20 protein-coding genes are annotated in these 22161 nt (G+C 60.8%); 13 read left to right on the top strand and 7 right to left on the bottom strand.

Going from position 1 to position 22161, the window contains the following annotated elements; all coding sequences use genetic code 11:
- Positions 1 to 151: 151 nt before the first annotated feature.
- Positions 152 to 430 (top strand): hypothetical protein, encoded by a 279-nt coding sequence (locus IGB42_RS00915; RefSeq protein WP_159665239.1) that lies wholly within the window; start codon positions 152 to 154, stop codon positions 428 to 430.
- Between the two features lie 108 nt (positions 431 to 538).
- On the opposite strand, the gene IGB42_RS00910 is transcribed toward IGB42_RS00915, so the two are convergent.
- Entirely contained in the window at positions 539 to 1507 is a 969-nt protein-coding gene (locus tag IGB42_RS00910; protein WP_159665237.1) for a LysR family transcriptional regulator, read from the bottom strand.
- Positions 1508 to 1628: 121 nt separating this feature from the next.
- On the opposite strand from IGB42_RS00910, the gene IGB42_RS00905 reads away from it, so the two are divergent.
- The 6 genes from IGB42_RS00905 to IGB42_RS00880 all read left to right on the top strand — a co-directional run bounded on the left by IGB42_RS00905 (position 1629) and on the right by IGB42_RS00880 (position 8496).
- A complete protein-coding gene (locus tag IGB42_RS00905) occupies positions 1629 to 2480 on the top strand; it encodes an aldo/keto reductase (RefSeq protein ID WP_159665235.1) in 852 nt (283 codons plus the stop codon).
- A 28-nt stretch (positions 2481 to 2508) separates the two neighbouring features.
- Positions 2509 to 3921: an MFS transporter gene (locus IGB42_RS00900; RefSeq protein WP_201799780.1), complete on the top strand. Its 1413-nt coding sequence runs from the start codon at positions 2509 to 2511 to the stop codon at positions 3919 to 3921.
- Positions 3918 to 4754 (top strand): carboxymuconolactone decarboxylase family protein, encoded by an 837-nt coding sequence (locus IGB42_RS22105; RefSeq protein WP_159665231.1) that lies wholly within the window; start codon positions 3918 to 3920, stop codon positions 4752 to 4754. Before IGB42_RS00900 ends, IGB42_RS22105 begins: the two co-directional genes overlap by 4 nt.
- Before the next feature lie 45 nt (positions 4755 to 4799).
- A complete protein-coding gene (locus IGB42_RS00890; RefSeq protein ID WP_159665229.1) occupies positions 4800 to 5855 on the top strand; it encodes an alpha/beta hydrolase in 1056 nt (351 codons plus the stop codon).
- A 50-nt stretch (positions 5856 to 5905) separates the two neighbouring features.
- On the top strand, positions 5906 to 6985 hold the full coding sequence (locus IGB42_RS00885) for an alpha/beta fold hydrolase (RefSeq protein WP_201799803.1): 1080 nt from the start codon (positions 5906 to 5908) through the stop codon (positions 6983 to 6985).
- Between the two features lie 182 nt (positions 6986 to 7167).
- Positions 7168 to 8496 (top strand): LLM class flavin-dependent oxidoreductase, encoded by a 1329-nt coding sequence (locus tag IGB42_RS00880; protein ID WP_159665225.1) that lies wholly within the window; start codon positions 7168 to 7170, stop codon positions 8494 to 8496.
- 498 nt (positions 8497 to 8994) lie between these two features.
- Here the strand turns inward: IGB42_RS00880 and IGB42_RS00875 are convergent, their stop codons facing one another.
- Genes IGB42_RS00875 through pepN form a run of 4 tightly spaced genes read right to left on the bottom strand, consistent with a single transcriptional unit; the run spans position 8995 to position 12701 of the window.
- A complete protein-coding gene (locus IGB42_RS00875) occupies positions 8995 to 9270 on the bottom strand; it encodes a hypothetical protein (protein WP_159665223.1) in 276 nt (91 codons plus the stop codon).
- Positions 9267 to 9389 carry a VOC family protein gene (locus tag IGB42_RS21855; protein WP_174764149.1) on the bottom strand — a complete coding sequence of 41 codons (123 nt, stop codon included), beginning with the start codon at positions 9387 to 9389 and terminating at the stop codon, positions 9267 to 9269. The genes IGB42_RS00875 and IGB42_RS21855 overlap by 4 nt, the downstream gene beginning before the upstream one ends.
- Positions 9390 to 9426: 37 nt before the next feature.
- Positions 9427 to 9990 carry a hypothetical protein gene (locus IGB42_RS00870; protein ID WP_201799779.1) on the bottom strand — a complete coding sequence of 188 codons (564 nt, stop codon included), beginning with the start codon at positions 9988 to 9990 and terminating at the stop codon, positions 9427 to 9429.
- Positions 9991 to 10046: 56 nt separating this feature from the next.
- Positions 10047 to 12701, bottom strand: coding sequence for an aminopeptidase N (pepN, locus tag IGB42_RS00865; protein WP_374705040.1), 2655 nt, complete (start codon positions 12699 to 12701; stop codon positions 10047 to 10049).
- A 318-nt stretch (positions 12702 to 13019) separates the two neighbouring features.
- On the opposite strand from pepN, the gene IGB42_RS00860 reads away from it, so the two are divergent.
- The 6 genes from IGB42_RS00860 (at position 13020) to IGB42_RS00835 (ending at position 18934) form a co-directional block, all read left to right on the top strand.
- The gene (locus tag IGB42_RS00860) at positions 13020 to 13190 is read left to right on the top strand and encodes a hypothetical protein (protein ID WP_159665221.1); all 171 of its coding nucleotides are present in this window, start codon (positions 13020 to 13022) and stop codon (positions 13188 to 13190) included.
- 147 nt (positions 13191 to 13337) lie between these two features.
- Entirely contained in the window at positions 13338 to 15014 is a 1677-nt protein-coding gene (locus IGB42_RS00855) for a nitrite/sulfite reductase (protein ID WP_159665219.1), read from the top strand.
- Positions 15014 to 15514, top strand: coding sequence for a DUF934 domain-containing protein (locus IGB42_RS00850; protein WP_159665217.1), 501 nt, complete (start codon positions 15014 to 15016; stop codon positions 15512 to 15514). The genes IGB42_RS00855 and IGB42_RS00850 overlap by 1 nt, the downstream gene beginning before the upstream one ends.
- A gap of 213 nt (positions 15515 to 15727) precedes the next feature.
- A complete protein-coding gene (locus IGB42_RS22410) occupies positions 15728 to 17770 on the top strand; it encodes a S8 family serine peptidase (protein ID WP_159665215.1) in 2043 nt (680 codons plus the stop codon).
- A gap of 23 nt (positions 17771 to 17793) precedes the next feature.
- Entirely contained in the window at positions 17794 to 18090 is a 297-nt protein-coding gene (locus IGB42_RS00840; protein WP_159665213.1) for a hypothetical protein, read from the top strand.
- A 115-nt stretch (positions 18091 to 18205) separates the two neighbouring features.
- Entirely contained in the window at positions 18206 to 18934 is a 729-nt protein-coding gene (locus IGB42_RS00835) for an ABC transporter substrate-binding protein (protein ID WP_159665211.1), read from the top strand.
- A gap of 147 nt (positions 18935 to 19081) precedes the next feature.
- Here the strand turns inward: IGB42_RS00835 and IGB42_RS00830 are convergent, their stop codons facing one another.
- Together IGB42_RS00830 and IGB42_RS00825 are read right to left on the bottom strand one after the other, a co-directional pair.
- A complete protein-coding gene (locus IGB42_RS00830) occupies positions 19082 to 20875 on the bottom strand; it encodes a glycoside hydrolase family 19 protein (protein WP_201799778.1) in 1794 nt (597 codons plus the stop codon).
- Positions 20876 to 21131: 256 nt separating this feature from the next.
- Positions 21132 to 21911: a type 1 glutamine amidotransferase gene (locus IGB42_RS00825; RefSeq protein WP_159665209.1), complete on the bottom strand. Its 780-nt coding sequence runs from the start codon at positions 21909 to 21911 to the stop codon at positions 21132 to 21134.
- Between the last annotated feature and the right edge of the window lie 250 nt (positions 21912 to 22161).

Genomic DNA, 22161 nt, shown 5'->3' with positions numbered 1-22161 from the left:
ATGGCCGGTTTTTCAGGACGGATCGGCGGATTTTCCCATGAAATCATTGCCTTGGCACGTGCTTTTGCGGTGAGGGGCGGTGGCTGGTGCGGCTTGGGTGCTCATGGTGTGGAGCGCCACTCGCAAAAGGCGGTGGCAAGGTGGAGTGAACATGGAGCAGGTTAAGAGCGGCGGCTTCACGAATGCTTGCCCGATTCGGATGAGCTATGTCCTAACAACACGGGGCTATGGCGATAAGGACAAGGCTGCGACCGATGCCGGCGTGACGGCTTCCGCATACCTGGGGTACAGCAAGATGGGTATGGAGGATTTCGACCAGTTACGCGAGCTGGCCAAGAAGTACGCCAAGCTGACATACCGCGGCTGGGTGCCTGGCGAGTTCAACACGAATGAAATGCATCGACCTCTTCCACAGTCACGAACTGGATAAGCTGACCCAGAAGATTTGCCAAGCAGAACAGCCGCCATCATGCGAAATGAGCGTCGGGCAAATACGCAGAGCTGCTTGACCCTATCCACGCTCGAGTAGTTTTTACTCTTATTCGCTGGTCGAACGGCGAATCCGGCCATACATTTCCTGCAGCTCTTCGTGGCTCAGCAAATAGGCCGGATTGTCCGTCAGCCGCTTTACGGCCAAATCGATGAATGCGCGCGCTCTTGCTGGCTGAGCGGTTCTGCTGCCGAAATACACGAAATAGTTGGCAAAATCGGGCATGTGCGGCAGCAAAACAGGCACCAATTGGCCTGAACGGAGGTAGGGCGCCGCGGTGACACCTGCCAGTTGCCCCAGCACGTTACCGGACAGCACCGCCTGCAGCTCGAACACTTCGTCATTGCTGCATATGGCTGGTACCACGGGCTGGTCGACGGTCTCTTCACCCAGCTTTACATGCCACGGCGCGACTTTGCCGGTGCCGGGGTGGCGAAAAGCACTGCATCGGTGGCCAGCCAGCGCGGCCAGTGAATCCGGCATGCCATGGCGCTGGAAGTAGGCCGGTGCCCCGCAAATGATCATTTGCAGCGGGAACAGCTTGCGCGCGATCACGCCCTCGTGCGGGGACGGGCCAAGCCGGAAGCCCACATCCACCCTGTCCTCGACCCAGTTGCCTAGCCGGTCGTCCAGCAGCACATCCGGCTGGATGCCCGGATACAAATCACAGAATTCCTCGACCAGGCGCCAGAGGACGGGCTGGAAGGTGGTACGGGGGCCGGCAATGCGCAGTGGCCCGGCCAGCTCCTCCTTGGCTGCCCGCGCATTTTGCAACGCACGCTGCATGCCCAGCATTGATGGCTGCACCTCTTCGAGCAAGCGCTGGCCTGCATCGGTGAGTGACATGACCCGCGTGGTGCGGTGAAACAGCCGCGCATTCAGATGTGCTTCCAGCTGCGCCAGCGCCTTGCTGGCCGCCTGCGGGCTGATATCGAGCGCTTGCGCGGCCTTGCGCAGGCTACCCAGCTCAGCGGCCTTGATGAAAGTGGAGATGGAGCGTAGCTCGTTGATGGCCATGCGTGGGTGCCTCCTTTGCCTATTGTCTCCAGATTGATGCCAATCAAACAATCTTTTCAATACTATTCCGATGCGGGTGGTGCGCCTAGAGTTCAGTGCATCAATCCTCGGAGTAAGCGCCATGCAGCACGTCACGCTGAACAACGGTGTAGCCATGCCCATGCTGGGCTTCGGTGTGTTTCAGATTCCTGATGCACAGGAATGCGAGCGCAGCGTTGTCGACGCTATCGAGAGCGGCTACCGGCTGATCGATACGGCCGCGTCGTACCTGAACGAAGAAGCGGTTGGCAAAGGCTTGGAGGCCAGCGGCGTTGCGCGCGAGCAGCTATTCGTGACCAGCAAGCTTTGGGTGCAGGAGACCGGCTACGAGCGCACCCGGCAGGCTATCGATAAATCACTGCGCCGCCTGCCGCTCGATTACCTCGACCTGTATCTCATCCACCAGCCGTTCGGCGATGTGCACGGTTCCTGGCGTGCAATGGAGGAGGCTTATCGCGCCGGCAAGCTGCGCGCGATAGGCGTGAGCAACTTCCAGCCGGACCGGCTGATGGATATCAAGGCATTCAACGAGATTGCGCCAGCGGTCAATCAGATCGAGGTGAATCCCTTCCAGCAGCAGCTGGAGAGCGTTCCCTTCTTGCAGGAAAACCACGTGCAGGCCGAGGCTTGGGCGCCGTTTGCGGAAGGCTGCAACAACCTGTTCCAGAATGAGGTGCTGCTGGGCATCGGCGCGCGCCATGGCAAGTCCGTGGGTCAGGTTGTGCTGCGCTGGCTGATACAACGCGGTGTGGTTGCACTGGCCAAGTCGGTGCGCAAGGAACGCATGGCGGAAAACCTCGCCATTTTCGATTTCGCGCTGGATGACGCGGACATGGCGCGTATCGCCACGCTCGATACCAATACCAGCAGCTTCTTCTCGCACCGAGACCCGGCCATCGTCAAGTGGATGGCCGAGCGCAAGCTCGACATTTGAGGGCATTACCGTGAATGCATCTGCAAGCGTGGCCACCAGCCCACGCGCCGGCATCGTGCTGGCCATCATCGTGGCCAGCTATCTGATGATTGTGGTGGATATTTCCATCGTCATCACCGGTCTCCCCAAGATCCAGGCAAGCCTTGGCTTCAGTGCCGCTCAATTGTCCTGGGTACAGAACGCCTATACCCTGGCGTTCGGTGGCCTGCTGCTACTGGGTGCGCGTGCTGGTGACATCCTCGGGCGCCGGCGCATGTTCATCGCTGGCCTGTCGTTATTCACACTGGCTTCAGTCGCGATCGGTGTGGCGCAATCAGTGACCTGGCTACTGGTTGCGCGGGCCATCCAGGGCGTCGGTGCGGCCGTACTGGCACCCTCTACGCTCGCGCTACTGTCCACGCATTTCGCCGAAGGGCCGGCACGCACGCGCGCACTTTCGTTCTATGCCGCTGCAGCTGGCGTAGGGGCCACGTTGGGGCTGGTATTAGGCGGGTTGTTCGCTGACCTGCTGTCCTGGCGCGCCGGCTTTTTCATCAACTTGCCCATCGGTTTGCTGCTGATCGTGGCGGCCAGCCGGTACATCGAAGAAACGCCAAGGCACACGGGCCGTTTTGATCTCGGTGGCGCTGCGACATCGACCTTGGGCATGGCGGCCTGGGTCTACGGCTTGGTGCGTGCGTCCGAGGTTGGCTGGCACGACGCTCAGGCGTTGCTGGCGCTCGGCCTGGGCCTCGCCATGACCCTCGTCTTTGTGCTGATCGAGCAGCGGGTTGCACAACCGGTGTTGCCGCTGCGTTTGTTGACCAATCGGCAACGGAATGGCGCCTATCTGGCTCGCATGCTGTTCCTGGCCGGCATGGTCGGGTTCTGGTTTTTTTCCACGCAGTTTTTACAAAGCGTGTTGCATCTACGGCCTTTTCAGGCGGGCCTCGCCTTCTTGCCTGTCACCTTGCCCAATTTTGCTTCCGCAATGGCCGTGCCGTATCTCACGCGACGATTCGGGAGCCATGCGTTGTTGATGGCAGGACTGCTGCTTTGCATCGTCGGCCTGGTCTGGCTCGGCCAGGCAAATAGCCATGCCAGTTATTGGCTGCATGTCGCCTTGCCCATGCTGCTGATTGGCCTCGGGCAGGGCGTGCTCATGGCCCCGCTCACCGCCGCAGGGGTAGCAGGCGTGGCACACAAGGATACGGGCGCAGCTTCGGGCTTGGTCAACGTCGCACATCAATTTGGCGGTTCGCTGGGGCTGGGTGTGCTGGTACTGGTTTTTGCCAGTGCGGCACCTGCCCCTGCGCACGATATCGCGTCCCTTGCGCAGCGCATTGCCACTGTCATGGACGCTAGCGCGTTGATGCTCGCGCTGGCTGGCCTAGTGGCGTGGATCTGCATCATCAACCCGCATCGGCGCGGCATCTTGCGCCAAAAGGAGTCTCTCGCATGAAAAAGCTGATCAGTCTGGCTTTGGTTTCTGCCGGCGCAACGGCGTCGGCCCCCTGTTTGGCAGAGCCATTATCAATGGTGGAAGTTCGTCAAGCTGCTGCTGCACCAGCGATGGTCGGGTCAACACAGACGTTTACCGGGACGGCCCGGATCATGGCACCGTTCCAGGCCGCTGCGCCCGGCCGCGCCGGTGGTGCCACAGTGAATTTCGAGGCCCAAGCCCGTACCGCGTGGCATACCCACCCGCTGGGGCAGACGCTGATCGTCACCTCCGGAATCGGCTTGGTGCAGCAAGACGGCCAGCCTGCCCAGATTCTTCGGCCCGGAGATGTGGTCACCATTCCTGCCAATACGCGCCATTGGCACGGCGCGGGTCCCGGCGGTGCGATGACGCATGTGGCGATTGCGGAGAAGGAAAATGGTAGCGCCGTCACCTGGCAAGACAAGGTCAGCGACCAGGACTATCAGGCAGCAGCGAAGCGTGCGGGATTGGCACCGGTTGCGCCAGCCGGTGGTCCGAGCCGTGCTCAGCAGTTGATGGGCGACGTAGCCCCCAAGCTTGCCGAACTCACGGACCAGGTACTGTTCGGTGATGTCTGGGAGCGCCCGGGCCTGGCCAAGCGGGATCGCAGCCTTGCTACGATCAGCGCGTTGATTGCGATGAACAGACCGGACCAGTTGCGTTCGCACTTTGCACTTGGCCTTCAGAACGGGCTCACGCAGCAGGAAGTATCCGAACTCATCACGCACCTGGCCTTCTACACCGGTTGGCCAAACGCAGTGTCGGCTACGGGCGTTGCCAGGGAAGTGTTCCTGAGCAAACAGGCGCAGTAGTCCTTGGCACAGCATCCATCCCAATCACATTCCACGAGATCTCACATGATACTCAAGACCCTCAGTGCGACCTGCGTAGCAGGCGCCATTACCCTTTTCTCGGGCGCAAGCGTGGCTGCAGACTACAAGCAGAACCCCTTCACGCTGGCCTACGACGGTGCGATCACCGGGAACGTCAAAGGTGCGGTCAACATCACGCCGGTGAAGTACCAGCTCAACGGTCTGGATATCGTGGCCAATGTCTACACGCCAGCCAACTTCGACGTAAAGCGAAAGTACCCAATCGTGGTGGTTGCGCACCCTAACGGTGGCGTCAAAGAGCAGGTGGCCGGCTTGTACGCGCAACATCTTGCCGAGCAAGGCTATATCACCATCACCGCTGATGCGGCCTATCAGGGCGGAAGCGGGGGCATGCCGCGCTCTGTCGACAAACCGGCCAATCGGGTGGAAGACATCCACGGCATGGCGGACTTCATCTCCGGCTTCAACGGTGCCGACACCACGCGGCTTGGATTGCTGGGCATCTGTGGTGGTGGTGGCTACGCATTGGCGGCAGCAAAAACCGACAAGCGCTTCAAATCGGTTGCAACGTTGAGCATGTTCAATTCCGGGCGAGTTCGCCGGAATGGCTATGTAGATTCGCAATTGAGCAGCATCCAGCAACGCTTGCAGCAGGCGTCGGCAGCGCGGGCGCAGGAAGCCGCCGGTGGCGAGGTGCTGTATTCAGGCGATGCCAATCTGACGGACGAACAGATTGCCAAGTTGCCATTCGATTTGTATCGGCAGGGCTATGAGTACTACTGGAAGACGCATGCGCACCCCAATTCGACCTTCAAGTACACCACGAGCAGCTTGCTGGATCTGATGCGCTGGGACGCAACCGACAATATCGAACTCATCGCCCAGCCCTTGCTGATGATGGCAGGTAGCCGCGCCGACTCGCTCTATATGACCAAGGACGCATTCGCCAAAGCCCTGAACGCGAAGGACAAGGAGCTGTTCCTCATTGAAGGTGCGACCCATATCGAGACCTACTGGAAGCCCCAGTACGTGAATCAGGCTGCAGCCAAGCTGAAAGACTTCTTCGGCAGGACACTCTGACCTTTATCAATACGCTGATGAATACGCCAGGAGACTGAGTGATGACCACATTGAGCCAGCTGACCAAGGCCGCATTCTTTTTGCTGGCACTGAGCGCAGGCGCGGCATTGGCCCAGAAGCCCGCCAAGCACTTTGCTGCACCGCTGCAGATTAAAGAGCAAGGCAGCTTTGCGGTGGGCGGTACGGTGCTGAAGCAGCGCGGCACCTTTGACCCGTTGAAGCCGACGCTACCGGATGGGCAGACGCTGCATGGCGACCATGCGCGGGTTTTCTATCAGATCCCTGTGAACCCCAGAAAGTTGCCGCTGGTGATGTGGCATGGCTTCGGCGAGTTTGCAAAGACGTGGGAAACCACGCCTGATGGGCGCGAGGGTTTTCAGACCATTTTCCTGCGCCGACGCTTCCCGGTGTACCTGCTTGACCAGCCGCGCCGGGGTGGCGCCGCGCGCAGCACGGTGGGAACAACCATCTCTGCAGTGCCCGACGAACAACGGTGGTTCAACCAGTTCAGGCTGGGGAACTGGCCCAGCCTGTTTCCGGGCGTGCAGTTCTCTGCTGACCCTGAGGCACTGGAGCAGTATTTCCGGCAGATGGTGCCCGATACCGGGCCGTTCGATGCGCAGGTGGCCGTCGATGGCGTCTCGGCCTTGTTCGACAAGATTGGCGGCGGTGTCCTTGTTACGCATTCCCACTCGGGCGGTCTTGGCTGGCTGGCCGCGATGAAGAATTCGAACATCAAGGCGGTCATCGCTTATGAACCGGGCAGCGGCTTCGTCTTTCCTGAGGGCGAAGTGCCGGCGACCATGCCCAGCGCCGCTGGCTCGCTCGACGGTGTAGCCGTACCGAAGGCGGAGTTCCTGAAGCTCACACGCATCCCCATCATCGTCTACTACGGGGACAACATCCCGACCGAGCCGATGGTGAATCCGGGGCAGGACAACTGGCGTGTCCGGCTGGCGATGGCGAAGCTATGGGTGGAGGCCATCAAGCGCCATGGTGGCGATGCAACGCTGGTGCACCTTCCCCAGATCGGCATACGCGGCAACACGCATTTCCCGTTCTCTGATTTGAACAATCAGCAAATCGCGGATTTGATGTCGCAGTTCCTGGCTAAAAAGCGGCTTGATTGAGCCAGGGAGCACATTGGACATATCGGAGTGCATGTCTGAAGACGCTGCTCTGTCTGCAAACTGTTCATCCACCGCATGGCTTTGCATATAAGGAAATTCAAATTCGGTATTGGACGGCGCTGAGCGCTCACTGGCCCAATGTGCGCTTGCCCGGGCAACAGCCCTCCAATAAGTCGACTGCCATGCCACGCCAACTTGTACTGAACGCTTTTCTCCATGATACCGGCCACCATGAAGCGGCCTGGCGGCATCTGAACAGCGGTGCGGAGCGCATCAACGACATCACGTTCTATCAGCAGATTGCGCAGAAGGCCGAGGCCGGCAAACTGGATTCCGTGTTCCTGGCGGATGTGCCGGGCCTGGCGTACGACACCGGGCATCGCCTCTCGCACGGGCTGGACCCGATCACCTTGCTCAGTGCGGTCGCAGCGGTCACGAGCCGCATCGGCCTGATTGCATCGGCCTCTACCACGCTGAGCGACCCGTATACCCTGGCGCGCCAGTTTGCCTCGCTGGATACGATTTCCAACGGACGAGCCGGCTGGAACATCGTGACCACTTACGCCAAGGCTGCCGCCCGTAACTACGGGCTGGATGACATGCCGCCACATGCTGAACGCTACTTGCGCGCCCATGAGTTCGTGGAAGTCGCCAACAAGCTGTGGGATTCCTGGGAGGACGATGCGCTGGTGATTGACCGTGACAACGGCATCCTGTTCGATACCGCCAAGGTGCATGCCATCGACCACCACGGTGATTTCTACAACGTGCGCGGCCCACTCACCCTGCCGCGCTCGCCACAAGGGCGGCCGGTGCTGGTGCAGGCCGGTGCATCCAACGATGGCCGCGAATTCGCCGCCAGGCATGCAGAGGCGGTGTTCACCGCCCACCAGACCGTTGAAGATGCGCGGGCGTTCTATACCGACCTGAAGCACCAGGCCGCCAGCTTTGGGCGCAATGCGGACCAGGTACTAATCCTGCCTGGCATCAGCCCCTTCGTGGCCGATACCGAGCAAGAAGCGCGCGAGCTGGCACACGAGCTCAACACCCTGACGGTACCTGCCTATGGCCTGGCTCAGCTGCAGGTAATGGCCGGCCAATCGTTTGCTGATTTGGCATGGGATGACAAGGTACCGCTGGAGCGATTCGGTCAGGCTGGCAACGTGCTGGATAACAATCGCGGCCGCCGCCAGCTGGTGGCCAATATCGTGGAACGTGATCGGCCGACCTTGCGTGAGTTGCTTTACCGGCTGGCTGGTGCCCGTGGCCACAACGTCGTAGCCGGTACACCGGTACAGGTTGCCGACATCATCACCGAGTGGTTCAACACCGGCGCCGCCGACGGTTTCAACGTGATGCCGCCGCTGTATCCCGCGCTGTTCAATGCCTTTGTAGACAAGGTGGTGCCCATCTTGCAGGAACGCGGCCTGTTCCGGACCGAGTACGCTGGTTCTACCTTGCGGGAACACTATGGGTTGAGCCGGCCGCGGAGCCAGTTTGCCGGGCGCTGAGGCACTGGCTTAGGCAGCGATCGGGTATTCATTGCTGAGCACCGTGACACCAGAATGAGTACGGTAGCGCATCGGTAGCCGTTCATGCCATTACACAGAGTCGCATTGGGCCGCACGGTTTCAACGCTCTTGAAGCAGTTGAAGGACACACGATGCTGCCAATGGGCGCGGCATAGGTCGGCCTGCGAGGGTCTCGCCAGTTTCGGAGCTGGAGGCCGAACGCGGCATCGTAATCAGCGTTGCGCTGGTATTGAGCGATGTTTGGAATACGCGGTGGCATCGTATAAAACGATTGTTCTATCTGTTGACATGTGAGTCTTGGAATTTCGAGTCGTTCCGACAGGCGTTGGAAGCTCTGGGGGTAACAGGGAATAGCTCGAAAAAAATGGGCCTGTGGCCAAACTATGGATTTCGCATGTATTTCCAATACTTTGGGGGCTGAGCTTCGATTCAGGCTGGTCAAGGTTTCGCAGTCCCTGCTGTGGGGTGCTGAGTGGATTAGAGATAAGACCGTCCGTTTTCCGGGTAAAGCCGGATTTCGATATTGTGCTGATCCGGATCATGAAAGTAGATCGACTCCGCCATGCCAGCGGCACCAAACGCGTTGGCGCCAATCCGGCCATCGCGGTTGAAGGTATCGCCGCCAAAGGCGATACCGTGTTCGATCAGGCGCTGGTGCACGTTGTGGAACGTGCTGCGGTCCACTGCAAACGCCAGATGGATGGGTTCCATGGGGGCTTGTTGCAGAAAATCCAGCGTGAGGCCGTCATTCACCGCAGCACCTCGAACGGCCCGGCGCGGCCCGTGTGCTGCAAACCCAGTATCTGCCGATAAAAGTGCAGCGATGCGGCCTGGTTGCGCACATGCAAAATGGTGTGGTCGAGGCTGATCATGGCTGTCCTCCGGCGTTTCGGGATTGCTGCGGCTACCCTATTTGACGGTCAGGAACACCTGCTTGCGTTCCCAGTTGGCGGTGCCGATATATCGGATGGCAATCACATAGCGGCCAGTGGGCAGCGCATCCTGCTGCAACAGATTCTGCCGCTGGACCATGGCGTTGCCATTGACGTTCACATCGGGGCTGACCACGTCGGCAGCCTTGCTCTGCAGGATTTGCCCATCCAGCGGGTAGATGGTCAGCACGGGTGCCTCGGCCGGTTCGCCCACTTCGCTGTGGCCCAGCGCGTTGGCACTCACCGTGATTTCCAGCGCGCGTGCGCTCTCTACTGCACCTACTACTTCCCAGTAAACATCGCGCACCTTGCGATTGGTGGCCTGTGCGGCGGCAGTAATCTGCTGATGACGGGTTTTATCTGCAATCACACTGACAGGCTGGCCGGCCAGCATGGCATCGAAGCAGCGGCCGATGCGGTCCACGCACGGCAGGGATTCGGAATAGGCGGCATAGCCAGGCGCCGGAGCAGGCCCCGCATTGGTGATGCCGGCCGTGAGCAGGGCGGCGATGAGCAGGAAAAAGATGCGCAGGCTGGGCATGAGAGTTCGATCAGCAGTTGAGGAGGGTGGCAGTGCAAACTGCCACCATGCCATGTCTATATCGCCAGAGCCTTGCTGACGATTTCAAATGTATCTGCAGATAGCCCCGGCTCCCTGGCAATGCGTTCCAGCTCGCCCTTCATCATCGCCTGGCGTGCCGGCTCCAGCTTGGTCCAGCGGTTGAAGCAACTGGCCATGCGTGCGGCAATCTGCGGGTTGATGCGATCGAGTTCGATCACCCGGTCGGCAGCAAATGCGTAACCGTAGCCATCGAGCGCATGGAAATGCTGCGGGTTACGCAGGCAGAATGCACCGATCAGCGCACGCACCTTGTTCGGGTTCTTCAGCGAGAACGCGGGGTGCTGCATCAGCGCTTCCACGCGGTTGAGCGCGCCAGCGCGACTGCTGGTGGCAGACAGCGCAAACCATTTGTCCATCACCAGTGCATCGTCCTGCCACACGTTGCCGAAATCGGCCAGGAAGGGCTCGCCATCCGCACGCTGCGTCAGCGCGGCCAGTGCGGCCAAGCGGTCGGTCATGTTGTCGGTACGGCGGTACTGGTTGGCCAGCAGTTCGCTGATCAACGGTTCGTCCAGCTCGGCCAGGTAATCGAGGCAGACGTTTTTCAGGCTGCGGCGCGCCACGGCATCGCCGTCATAGTGATATGGCGCACCATCGTTCAGCCGCTGGTAGATGGCCAGGAACAATGCGCGCAACTCGCGCGCCAGTGTCTGCTTCACCGCTTGCCGTGCCAGGTGGATGCGCGCCGGGTCGACATCGTTCAGTGCTTCGAACAGCGCGTTTTCGGATGGCAGTTCCAGCATCAGGGACACCAGCGCCGGGTCCAGCTGCTCGTTGGCCAGCAGCTTGCCGAATGCTTCGATGAATTGCGGGGGAATCACCGCTGCTTCGTGGTGCCCCAGCGCGTGATACGCGGATTTGAGTAGGTTGCCGGCATAGGTATTGGCCGCTTCCCAGCGTGCGAAGGCATCGGTGTCGTTGGCGATCAGGAATACCAGTTCATCATCGCTGTAGCCGTAGTTGAGGCGCACCGGTGCCGAGAAATCGCGCAGCAGCGAAGGTACAGGCTGGCACGGTACGTCGACAAAGGTGAACACTTCTTCGGCCTTGCGCAGTTGCAGCACACGGCTGTCGCCGCTGGCGGCGGCTTCGCTGGCAAGCCGTAGCGGCAGGGGCTGGCCGCGGCGGTCCAGCAGGCCCATGGCCAGCGGCATGTGCAGCGGCAGTTTGTCGGGCTGGCCCGGCGTGGCAGGCGTGTGCTGGCGTACGGTCAGCGTGTAGCTGCGTGCTACATCGTCGTAAACGCCTTCCACATCCAGCACCGGCGTGCCGGCCTGCTTGTACCACAGGCCGAATTGCTCCAGGTCTGCACCATTGGCATCGGCCATGGCGGCGCGGAAATCATCACAGGTTACCGCCTGGCCGTCATGGCGCTTGAAGTACAGGTCCATGCCCTTGCGGAAGCCCTCGCGGCCCAGCAAGCTGGCGTACATGCGTACTACTTCCGCACCTTTTTCGTACACGGTCCAGGTATAGAAATTGTTGATTTCCAGGTATTCATCCGGGCGGATCGGGTGCGCCTGCGGGCCGCTGTCCTCGGCAAACTGCGCTTCGCGCAGGCTGCGCACGTTCTGGATGCGCTGTACCGCACGGCTGCCCAGATCGCTGCTGAATTCCTGATCGCGGTATACGGTCAGCCCTTCTTTCAGGCTGAGCTGGAACCAGTCGCGGCAGGTCACGCGGTTGCCGGTCCAGTTGTGGAAGTATTCATGCGCCACTACCGAATCGATGCCATCGAAGTCCGCATCGGTGGCGGTATCCGGGCGTGCCAGCACGTACTTGGTATTGAAAACGTTGAGGCCCTTGTTTTCCATCGCGCCCATGTTGAAATCGCTGGTGGCGACGATCATGTAGGCATCCAGGTCGTATTCCAGGCCGAAGCGTTCTTCATCCCAGCGCATGGCTTTCCTGGCTGCCGCCATCGCATGGTGGCATTTGTCCATATTGCCGGGCTCGACGTGGATTTCCAGCGCCACATTGCGCCCGGAGGCGGTGACGAAGGTATCGCACAACGAAACGAATCGGCCGGCTACCAGCGCAAACAGATAGGCCGGCTTCTTGAACGGGTCTACCCACTTCACCCAGTGGCGGTTCTTGTCGCTGTTGCCGCTGCCTACGCGGTTGCCGTTGGATAGCAGCACCGGGTAGCGGGTCTTGTCGGCAATGATGGTGGTGGTGAACTTGGCCATCACGTCCGGCCGGTCCAGATAATAGGTGATGCGGCGGAAGCCTTCGGCCTCGCACTGGGTGATGAAATTGCCGTTGGATGCATATAGGCCGGATAGCGCAGTATTGGCCGCCGGGTCGATGCGGGTAACGATTTCCAGAATGGCGGTATCGGCAATCGCCGGCAGCGTGATCGTGCTGTCGCTCAACGTGTATTGCTCGGGTTTGAGCGGCGCGCCATCCACTTTCACGGATTCGAGCGTGAGTGCTTCGCCGTCTAGCACCAGCGGCGTGTTTTCCGGCGTGCCGGTGTTGCGCTTGACCACCAGCCGCGACAGTACGCGCGTGTTGTTTTCTTCCAGCTCGAAAGTGAGATCGACACGGTCGATCAGATAAGCGGGGACGGTGTAATCCAGGCGGCGGATGGCAGAGCGGGAGGCGGTCATCAGTATGTTTTTCGTCATGACGTGCGGAGTAAGCCGCTATTGTGCCGCAAAGCCTTTGCCAATACATGTCGGATATTCCCCGATTCTGCCGGCTGCAGGTTTGCTGCCCGCTGCAACCGCAGCGATACCGGGCGCCGGTGGCGTGCAATGCTGTTGGCAGTCATCCACCACCATGCGGGGCGGCACGATAGACGGCTGACCTTCTGTACCAGCGGGCGCTGCCAGGCATGCCATGCGTACTATGCTCATAGTGAGCACATGCAAAGCCTGATCGCCGCCGGGTGATGCCGGGATCGGCTGGGCATGCATGCCGTTTGTCAACGCAAGGAGCACATCATGGACAAGGCAAGCCAGCAACAACGGCTGATCGAACCGGTAAACAGGCTGATCCACGCGCGGCGCATCGGTTTGCGCAACGTCCACCGGGTGAACATTCCGCGCCAGCAGCCGTTCGATCACGAAACCGGCCAGCTATACGATCCGGACAATCACAAGAAGGCGGATTAGCCGCGCGCTGTTATTTGCGCCGCACCAGGTCGTGCGCAGCCGCTCATCTGTTCTGGTGATATGAATATGAAAAACGATTTGTTTTATAGATAAGCGCCGGCTGGTATTATTGCGGTCATTGTTGACCAGTCTTGCCCGGTACCGCCGATGTACATTTACGACGATTACGACCAGCAGATCGTGGACGCGCGCGTTGCGCAGTTCCGCGACCAGACCCGCCGCTACCTGGCTGGCGAACTCACCGACGAAGAGTTCCGTCCGCTGCGGCTGCAGAATGGCCTGTATATCCAGCGCCATGCGCCCATGCTGCGCGTGGCCATTCCCTACGGCGAGCTGCACAGCCGGCAGATCCGCGTACTGGCCGAGATTGCCCGCAAGTACGACCGCGATTACGCGCATTTCACCACGCGCCAGAACATCCAGTACAACTGGCCGGCGCTGGAAAACGTGCCGCAAATCCTGGCCGACCTTGCCACCGTGCAGATGCATGCAGTGCAGACGTCCGGCAACTGCATCCGCAACACCACCAGCGACCAGTTTGCCGGTGTGGCGCACGATGAAATCCTCGATCCGCGCCCGTGGTGCGAAATCATCCGCCAGTGGAGCACCTTCCACCCGGAATTCGCCCACCTGCCGCGCAAGTTCAAGATCGCCGTCAACGGCGCGAAGGAAGACCGTTCCGCCATTCTGGTGCACGATATCGGCGTGAACGTGGTGCGCAATGCCGCTGGGGAAGTGGGCTTCGAAGTCTATGTGGGTGGTGGTCTTGGCCGTACCCCCATCATCGGCGCACTGATCAAGCCTTTCCTGCCCAAGGAGCACCTGCTGTCGTATTTCGATGCCGTGTTGCGTGTGTACAACCGCTACGGCCGCCGCGACAACAAGTACAAGGCGCGTATCAAGATCCTCGTCAAGGCGATGACGCCCGAGGCGTTTGCCGCCAAGGTGGAAGAAGAGTGGGCATTCCTGAAGGATGGCCCGCAAACGCTCACGCAGGCGGAAATCGACCGCGTGGCCGCGTTCTTCGTCGACCCTGCCTACGAAACATTGACGGGTGACGATGCATCGTTCCTGGCTGCCAAGGCCAGCAACCCGGCGTTTGCACGCTGGGTGGAGCGCAATGTGTTCGGGCACAAGAAAGCGGGTTACGCCTGTGTGACCTTGTCGCTGAAGGCACGCGGCATTGCGCCGGGTGATGCCAGCGACAAACAGCTGGATGACGTGGCTGATCTGGCCGACAAATTCAGCTTCAGCGAAGTGCGCGTATCGCATGATCAGAACCTGATCCTGCCGTACGTGAAGCAGTCCGAGCTGTTCGCGGTATGGGAAGAAGCCAAGCGCATCGGCTTTGCCACGCCGAACGTGGGCCTGCTGACCGACGTGATCTGCTGCCCGGGTGGCGATTTCTGCTCGCTGGCCAACGCCAAGTCGATTCCGATCGCGCTGGCGATCGAAGAGCGTTTTGACAATCTCGATTACCTGCATGATCTGGGCGAGATCGAGCTCAATATGTCGGGTTGCATGAACGCCTGTGGTCATCACCACATCGGCAATATCGGCATCCTGGGCGTCGACAAGAATGGCTCCGAGTGGTACCAGGTATCGCTGGGTGGCCGCCAGGGCGAGAGCGCCAGCATCGGCAAGGTGGTGGGCCCTTCGTTCGCGCAGGACGACATGCCGGACGTGATCGAGAAAATCATTGGCGTATTCGTGGAAAACCGTCACGATGACGAACGCTTCATCGAGGTGTTCGACCGCATCGGCATGGACCCGTTCAAGGCGAAGGTTTACCCGGGCAAGGCCGTTGCGAAGGAGGCCGTGTAATGGCCCGGATCATTCGTGACCGCCAGATTGTCGACGACAATACCCTCACGCTGCGCCTGAACGAAGATGGCAGCTTTGCAGACGTGCCGGCAGAAGGCGCGGTGCTGGTGCCGCTCAAGCAGTTCGTGGCGCAGAAGGGCGCGCTGCAGGTGCGCGGCAACGTTGGCGTGTGGTTCGCGCCGGATGACGAGCCGGAAGACCTCGGTGCGGATGCGCAGGCACTGGCGGTGATCGGTGTGGAATTCCCGGCATTTACCGATGGCCGCGGTTTTTCCATCGGCCGCCTGCTGCGCGAGCGCTATGGCTATACCGGCGAGCTGCGCGCATTCGGCGATGTGTTCAAGGACACCATCAATTACCTGTATCGCTGTGGCTTCAATGCGTTTGCCGTGCGCGAGGACAAGGACATCGTCGAAGCCGCCAAGGGCCTGGATGATTTCCCCGAGTTCTACCAATCCAGCGTGCAGCAACCGCAACCATTGTTCCGCCGCCGCGCCTGATCTGTTGCTGTAGCGACTGGAAAAAACCGCCTGCCAAGGCGGTTTTTTCATGGGTGTCCGGTATGCGGTACCGCGCGGTGTTGCAATCACGTACAGCTATGTCTGCCATCCACCGGTTTTGCAGCAGAACAGAAAATCATGATGTTATGATCCATCCGGCATAAAAAAGGCTGACCTGAATCAGCCCATATAAATCTGGACGGAGATAGTCAAATGCATTCCCCCTCGCTCAAGCACATGCTGCTGGCGCTGGCGGCCGGTTGCGCGCTTTCCGCGCACGCCGCCGATCCCGCAGCAGCCGATTCCACCGATCGCCTTATCGTCAAATACCGCAGCCAGGCCAGCGCACGTGCGCTGGTGCAGCGCGAGCTGAGTGCCCGCACCGAAGCCATTGCCGCCGGCCGGCATGGCTTGATGTTCAGCAAGCTGAAAGACCTGCATGGCGGCGCGCGCGTGCTCAAGCTGAACAAGCGGGCATCGGTGGCGCAATTGCGCGAGCTGTCGCGCGAGCTGATGGCGGAAGATCCGGACGTCGAATACGCAGAGCCCGATCTGCTCAACTTCCCGACCGCCACCAGCAACGACAGCCGCATTGCGGACTTGTGGGGCTTCAAGGACAGCAGCGCAGGCAGCAACGTGTTCGGGGCCTGGGACCTGGCAACCGGCAGTGGCGTGCGCGTGGCGGTAATCGATACCGGCTACCGCCCGCACCGTGATTTGCTGGCCAATATCCTGCCCGGCATGGACATGATTGCCACCACCAGCAAGGCCAATGATGGCGATGGCCGCGATGCAGATGCGCAAGACCCGGGTGATTACGGTACCTGCGATGGCGTGGTGGGCAACAGTGGCTGGCATGGCACGCACGTTGCCGGCACCATCGCCGCCGTCGCCAACAATAGCGAAGGCGTGGCCGGCGTCGCCTACAACGCCAGGATCGTGCCGGTGCGTGTGCTGGGCGTATGCGGCGGTTATACCTCGGATATTGCCGATGGCATCATCTGGGCGGCTGGCGGCGATGTGCCCAACCTGGCGCGCAATGCCAACCCCGTGCAGGTGATCAATATGAGCCTGGGTGGCGCCGGCGCGTGCGGTACCACCTATCAGAACGCCATCAACTACGCCACGGGCCGCGGCGTGAACGTGATCGTGGCTGCAGGCAACGATAACGAAGATGCGGCCAACCATCGCCCGGCCAACTGCAGCGGCGTGGTTACCGTGGCCTCGACCACCAGCAGCGGTGCGCGATCCAGCTTCAGCAACTACGGCGCGCTGGTGACGCTGGCGGCGCCGGGCTCGTCCATCCTTTCCACCATCGATACCGGCACCACCACGCCGGTGGGCGATGGCTACGGCAACAAGAGCGGCACCAGCATGGCCACGCCGCACGTGGCTGGCGCGGTAGCGCTGATGTTATCCGCCAACCCCGGCCTGACGCCCGCGCAAGTGACCGATATCCTGCGCAGTACCGCCAAGGCAGTCAGTTGCCCGGCCGGTTGCGGTGCCGGCCTGCTGGATGCGCGTGCTGCGGTTGCCAAGGCCAGGGCACTGCTGCTAACTACGCCGACCCCGGCACCTACTGCAGTGCCGACCGTCGTGCCCACGGTCAAACCGACCGTCACGCCAACCCCGCTGCCTACCGTGGCGCCCACCGTGAAACCGACCACAGCACCGACAGCCACACCGACGGTCACGCCAAAGCCGACCATTGCTCCGACTGCCGTGCCCACCACCGCGCCAGCCAGTTGCTATGCCGTGTGGAATGCCAGCACCGCTTATACCGGCGGTGACAAGGTGACCTACAACGGTCGTAATTATCAGGCCAAGTGGTGGACACAGGCCAACACGCCATCGACCAGCAGCGGCGACGGCAAGCCATGGCAGGACCTGGGTGCATGCGGCAGCGTGACTGCGCTGCCGACCACTGCACCGACCTTTGCGCCCACGGCTACTCCCAACCCCGCGACGCCAACGCCACCTGCCACCCCGGTACCGACGGCAGCACCGCAGCCCACCGTAACGCCACGACCAACGTCCTCGCCGACTGCGGTGCCCACATCCATCCCCACCGCGACCCCTGTACCGGCTAACGCTTGTAACGCAGCATGGAGCGACAGCAGTATTTATGTGCAGGGCAACCGGGTAAGCTATCAGGGCGTCAACTACGAAGCCAAGTGGTGGACGCGCGGCCAGGCGCCGGCAGTGAGCACTGGCGATGGTCAACCCTGGCTGGCGCTGGGTAGCTGCGGCAAGTAACAGCAACACGGGCGGAGAAGAAAATGCGCTGGATATCGGGCCTGTTGTTTTCCGCCTTGCTGCTGGCCGGTTGCGCCACCGGGGTGGCCGCTGCACCGCGTGGCCTGATTGTGCGTTTCAACGTGGATGACGCACGCACGCCTGCCATGCAGGCACTGGCCGAGCGCCACCACATCAAGCTGGGCACACCGCGCGAGCTTGCGCTGGGTGCCTGGTTGTATGAAGTGGATGGCGCGGCACAGCAGGCGTTCTTCACCGAGCTGCAGCAGGCGCCGGGGCTCGATTACGCGGAGTGGGATGCCGTAATGCATACGCAGTAACACATTCGTTTCAAACGACTGCGTTGTTGCAATGCCACAAAAATGGCCTTGCCAGGCGGCTTTCAAACTGATCGCTTTATACTCGACCATCCGGTTTCCTTACAGGTGCACGGCGTTGAACAGACTGGCGAAATGGGCATGGATGGCTGTTGCGGGGCTGGCAGTAACGGCTCACGCGGACAACCTGCGTTTTTCCGTGACCGAATCCTGGGTGATGCCACTGGCAAGGCTGGAGCAGGGCCGGCTGGCGGATGGCATCTTGTTCGATCTGATGAGCCAGATCGCCGTCGCCAGTGGCTATAAGGCCGAGTTCGTGACCCTGCCGCGCAAGCGGGTGGATGCAGCCTTTGCCGATGGCACCGTGGATGTTCGCTGTTATGTCAGCCGCAGCTGGGTGCAACGCTCGGATGCTTACCGCTGGAGCGGGCCGCTGTTTTCCAACGAAGACATGATCGTCAGCCTGCAGCCTCGCCCCGCGGTCAATACGCTGGCCGATTTCACCGGTGCCCGGCTGGGTACAGTGCTGGGTTATGTGTACCCGGCGCTGGAAGACGAATTCCGTTCTGGCGCGCTGCTGCGCGATGATGCGGCTGACGAGCTGACCACGTTGCGCAAGGCGCGGCTCGGCCGTACCGATCTGGTCGTGATGCACAGGCTGCTGATTGACTGGGTACGCAAGCAAGACCCCACCCAGCCGTTGTACCTGATTTACCCGGTGCAACGCTTCGATGCGGAATGCGGCGTGAGCAAGCGCAGCCGTATCGATGCTACCCGCGTGCTGGCCGCGATAGAAACGATGCGCCGCAATGGCGATATCGAACGCATCCTGCAGCGCTACCGCTGACGCTTCCCGGATCCACTCGTCCGCAAGCAAGTGCTCAAACAAGCTTCCAAGCAAGCAAAAAGGGCACCCGAAGGTGCCCATGAAGGTCGGTACTGCCTGACAGCATTATGACGATGCGCGCCGGAGGGGGGCCGGCGCGCCCGCACTTTACTTGAGGGTGATCCCCCAATTGTCCTGCACGCATTTCACGTAGTTGCCTGCCATCAGCGCGTTGTACGGTGTCTGGTAGCTCACCAACTGGCACTGGTTGTCGCCGCCGACATTCCAGTTCTTTTCCCAATAGATGTTGTACGCGGCCGAGCTGCCGGCATCGAAGCGCTTCATGGTGGCGCAGCTCAGTTGCTCCTTGCTGTAATCCCAGCCCAGATCGGATGCAAACTGCTTGTAGTAATCGATGCGGTTTTGCGCTGCCTGCTTTTCCGTACCCAGGCCACATTCGGCGTTGATGATCTGGATGGTGGTGGCAAAGTTGTTGCCAGCCCCATTGACCTGATCAACCTGGTTCGGTACCCAGGTGCCGTCGATCACGTGCAGCATCGAAGGCTTGGGCGGTTGCGGGTAGACAAAGAAGAACGTGGCGGATGCAAGGTTCAGCCAGGTGCTGGCAACCAGATCCGGGTTGTTCAGCAGCACGAACTGATCGCCGTTGTTCATCGCCTGCGAGAACGGGCCGTAGTTGTAGTTGTACGACAGTTGCTTGGCGCCGCGGCCGAAGTACTTCTTGAAGCTGCCATCGGCGTTCTTGCCGCACGTCCACACCTTGTTGAACACCGGATCGGCGCATTCGGTGTTGTAACCGCAACCGGCACCGGTTTCATCGCATCCCAGCTCGCGCAGGTACTTCAGGCCCTGGCGCCATTGCGGAATGGTCAGGTTGGCGTTGTGGTCACCGGTTTCCTGGGCGAAGTGCGCAAACATGGTGGCGAGCGAGTGTTTGCAGATGGCATCTGCATCGCGGCCGTCCTTGTAGTCGTCACACACGGCCGGGAACTTGGCAACAGCTTGCAGGAAGCGCTGGTAGGTGTAGCTCGGATCGCGGATTTCGAAGTACAGGTTCCACTTGGCTTCCGGCATCACGCGTTCAACGCGCTTCACGTTCAGCGGGTTGGCGGCGTTGCCCGGGGCAACCTTGTCCACCTCGGCATTGGCCAGCGTACGGATCGATGCCTTGATGGTGCGGAAGAAATCGTTGTTGGTCAGTTCCGCTTCGCGGGCTTGCGCTTGCTGCAGCGTTGGCGGGCCGGACGGTACCGGCGTGGCAACCGGTGGCGGGCTTACGCCGCCATTGCCGCCGTTGCTGCAGGCTCCGGCATCCACCCATACACCACCCTGGGTGGGATCATTGCCCTGCGTCCACCATTTGGCGGTGTAGTTGTGGTTCTGGTAACTGGCGCTGTTGCCGCCGTTGTAGATCGCTGTTGCGCTCCATGCTGCCGCGCACGGCGTGCCACTCGGAGTACCCGTCGGCGTGATGGTCGGTGCGACCGTGGGTGCAACGGTCGGAGCGCTGGTCGGCTTCGATGTGGCAACCGGTGTCGGCGCGACGGTAGGCGCTACGGTCGGCTTGGGCGACGGGGTAACGGTTGGCCTGCTGGTGGGGGCGGTGGTCGGTGCCACGGTTGGCACAGCAGTCGGCGTTGCGGTCGGTTTGCTGGTCGGGGCAACCGTAGGCGCTACTGTCGGCTTGCTGGTTGGCGCTGCGGTCGGAGTCGGGGTAGGGCTGGCCGTGCCGATCAGCTTCCACAGTGTGGCGGTTGCTGCCGGGTTCCAGTTGGCGCCCACATAGGCGGTATGGCTAACCAGCGCTTGGTAGGTCTTGCCTTGGTAATCGACCTGGGCGCCGGCTGCGTAGGTCTGGCCTTCCTGCCAGACGGGAGCGGCCCAGGCGCTGGCTGCAAGCAGCCCCGCCGCAAGCCAGAAGGCAAACGGTTTTTTGGACATTGTGATTCTCCATCATCCTGGTTTTGTCACTGTCAGCCTGAAGCTGACGTGCTGTAACGCGATGGTGGAGCAGCCGTGCATATGCCGTCAAACTATTTATCTAGAAAAGTCTTTTAAAATCAATAATATATGAAAATATGCTAATGTTGCGATGCAATATTATTGCTGCGTTTCAAACAGCGCAGCACAGGCTGCTGCTACAAAGCAGCCTTCGCTGCCCCGCAACATCTTTACACGGTATGTTTACTTGGTATGTTTATGCGCTACGCCGGTTGCCCAGTGCCTGGCCCCAGCTGGAGCCGCCTTGCGGGCGCTGCGCTTGCGGTAATGCAAAGCCGGGCAAGCCTGTTGCCCAGCGGGTGTACACGTGGTCAGCCAATGCATGCAGCTGCGCGATGCGCTGATCGATGCCGTGAAAAATCTGTGCAGCCGTTTGCACCGAAGGACCGGCGTGTTGCCATAGCTCGTCGCCATCGGCCTCGCACCAGTCGCGGATGCTGTCCCGGGTGACTTCAAGGTGTGACTGCAGGCCCAGGTGTTTGCCCAGTGCAAACCCCTTGTTCATGCAGTAGCGTCCGAACAGCACGCGCCTGGCGCCGCGCGGGATTTCGAAAGTATCGAAATGCCAATGGAAGAGCTCCAGCTCGCGCTGCGGGCCGAACCATGCCGCCGCTTCATCGAATTGCGTAACCAGCACCTTGCCCCAGCCGATATGCGGCACGGTATTGCGGCGGATGCGTGCCCCCAGCGTGGCGGCCAGCAACTGGCCCCCGAAACAGTGACCCAGTACGGGGCGATCCAGCCGCATGGCATCGCGGATCAGCAGCATTTCGCGCTGCATCCAGCTCAACCTGTCGTTCGCGCTGGCGGGCGATCCCAGGATGACCACACCGCTGTAATCACCTGCGCGCGCTGGTGGCGTATCACCGGCATCAATGGCAAACAGTTGCCAGCGGATGTGGTTGCGGTCGAAAAATTCGGTCAGGTAACCAGGCCCCTGTGCGGGGTGGTGACGGCAGATTGCAACGGGTTTCATGCTGGCCTGCGGTGGTGATGAACACGCAGTCACTCTAAGAAAACCCACCTCAAAACAATGCAAAAAGCTGGTGTGCCGGCATAAAAATGCCATCAAGAGACGCCGCGCATACCGTATCCATGCCGCATGCCGCAGCCCCTGCATGCTGCGCGTAACAGCCACGTCACTTCCACGCTGTAAGGTGCCACGCGCCTGCCCGGAGATTTAGCCCTGATCGTCCGCCCCGCAGGCCACAAAAACCGCAAGCCAG

The organism is Andreprevotia sp. IGB-42, from assembly GCF_009848685.1.
Taxonomy (GTDB): Bacteria; Pseudomonadota; Gammaproteobacteria; order Burkholderiales; family Chitinibacteraceae; genus Andreprevotia.
Note: the sequence above shows the minus strand (reverse complement) of the source record. Positions and strands in the feature narration are given on the sequence as shown.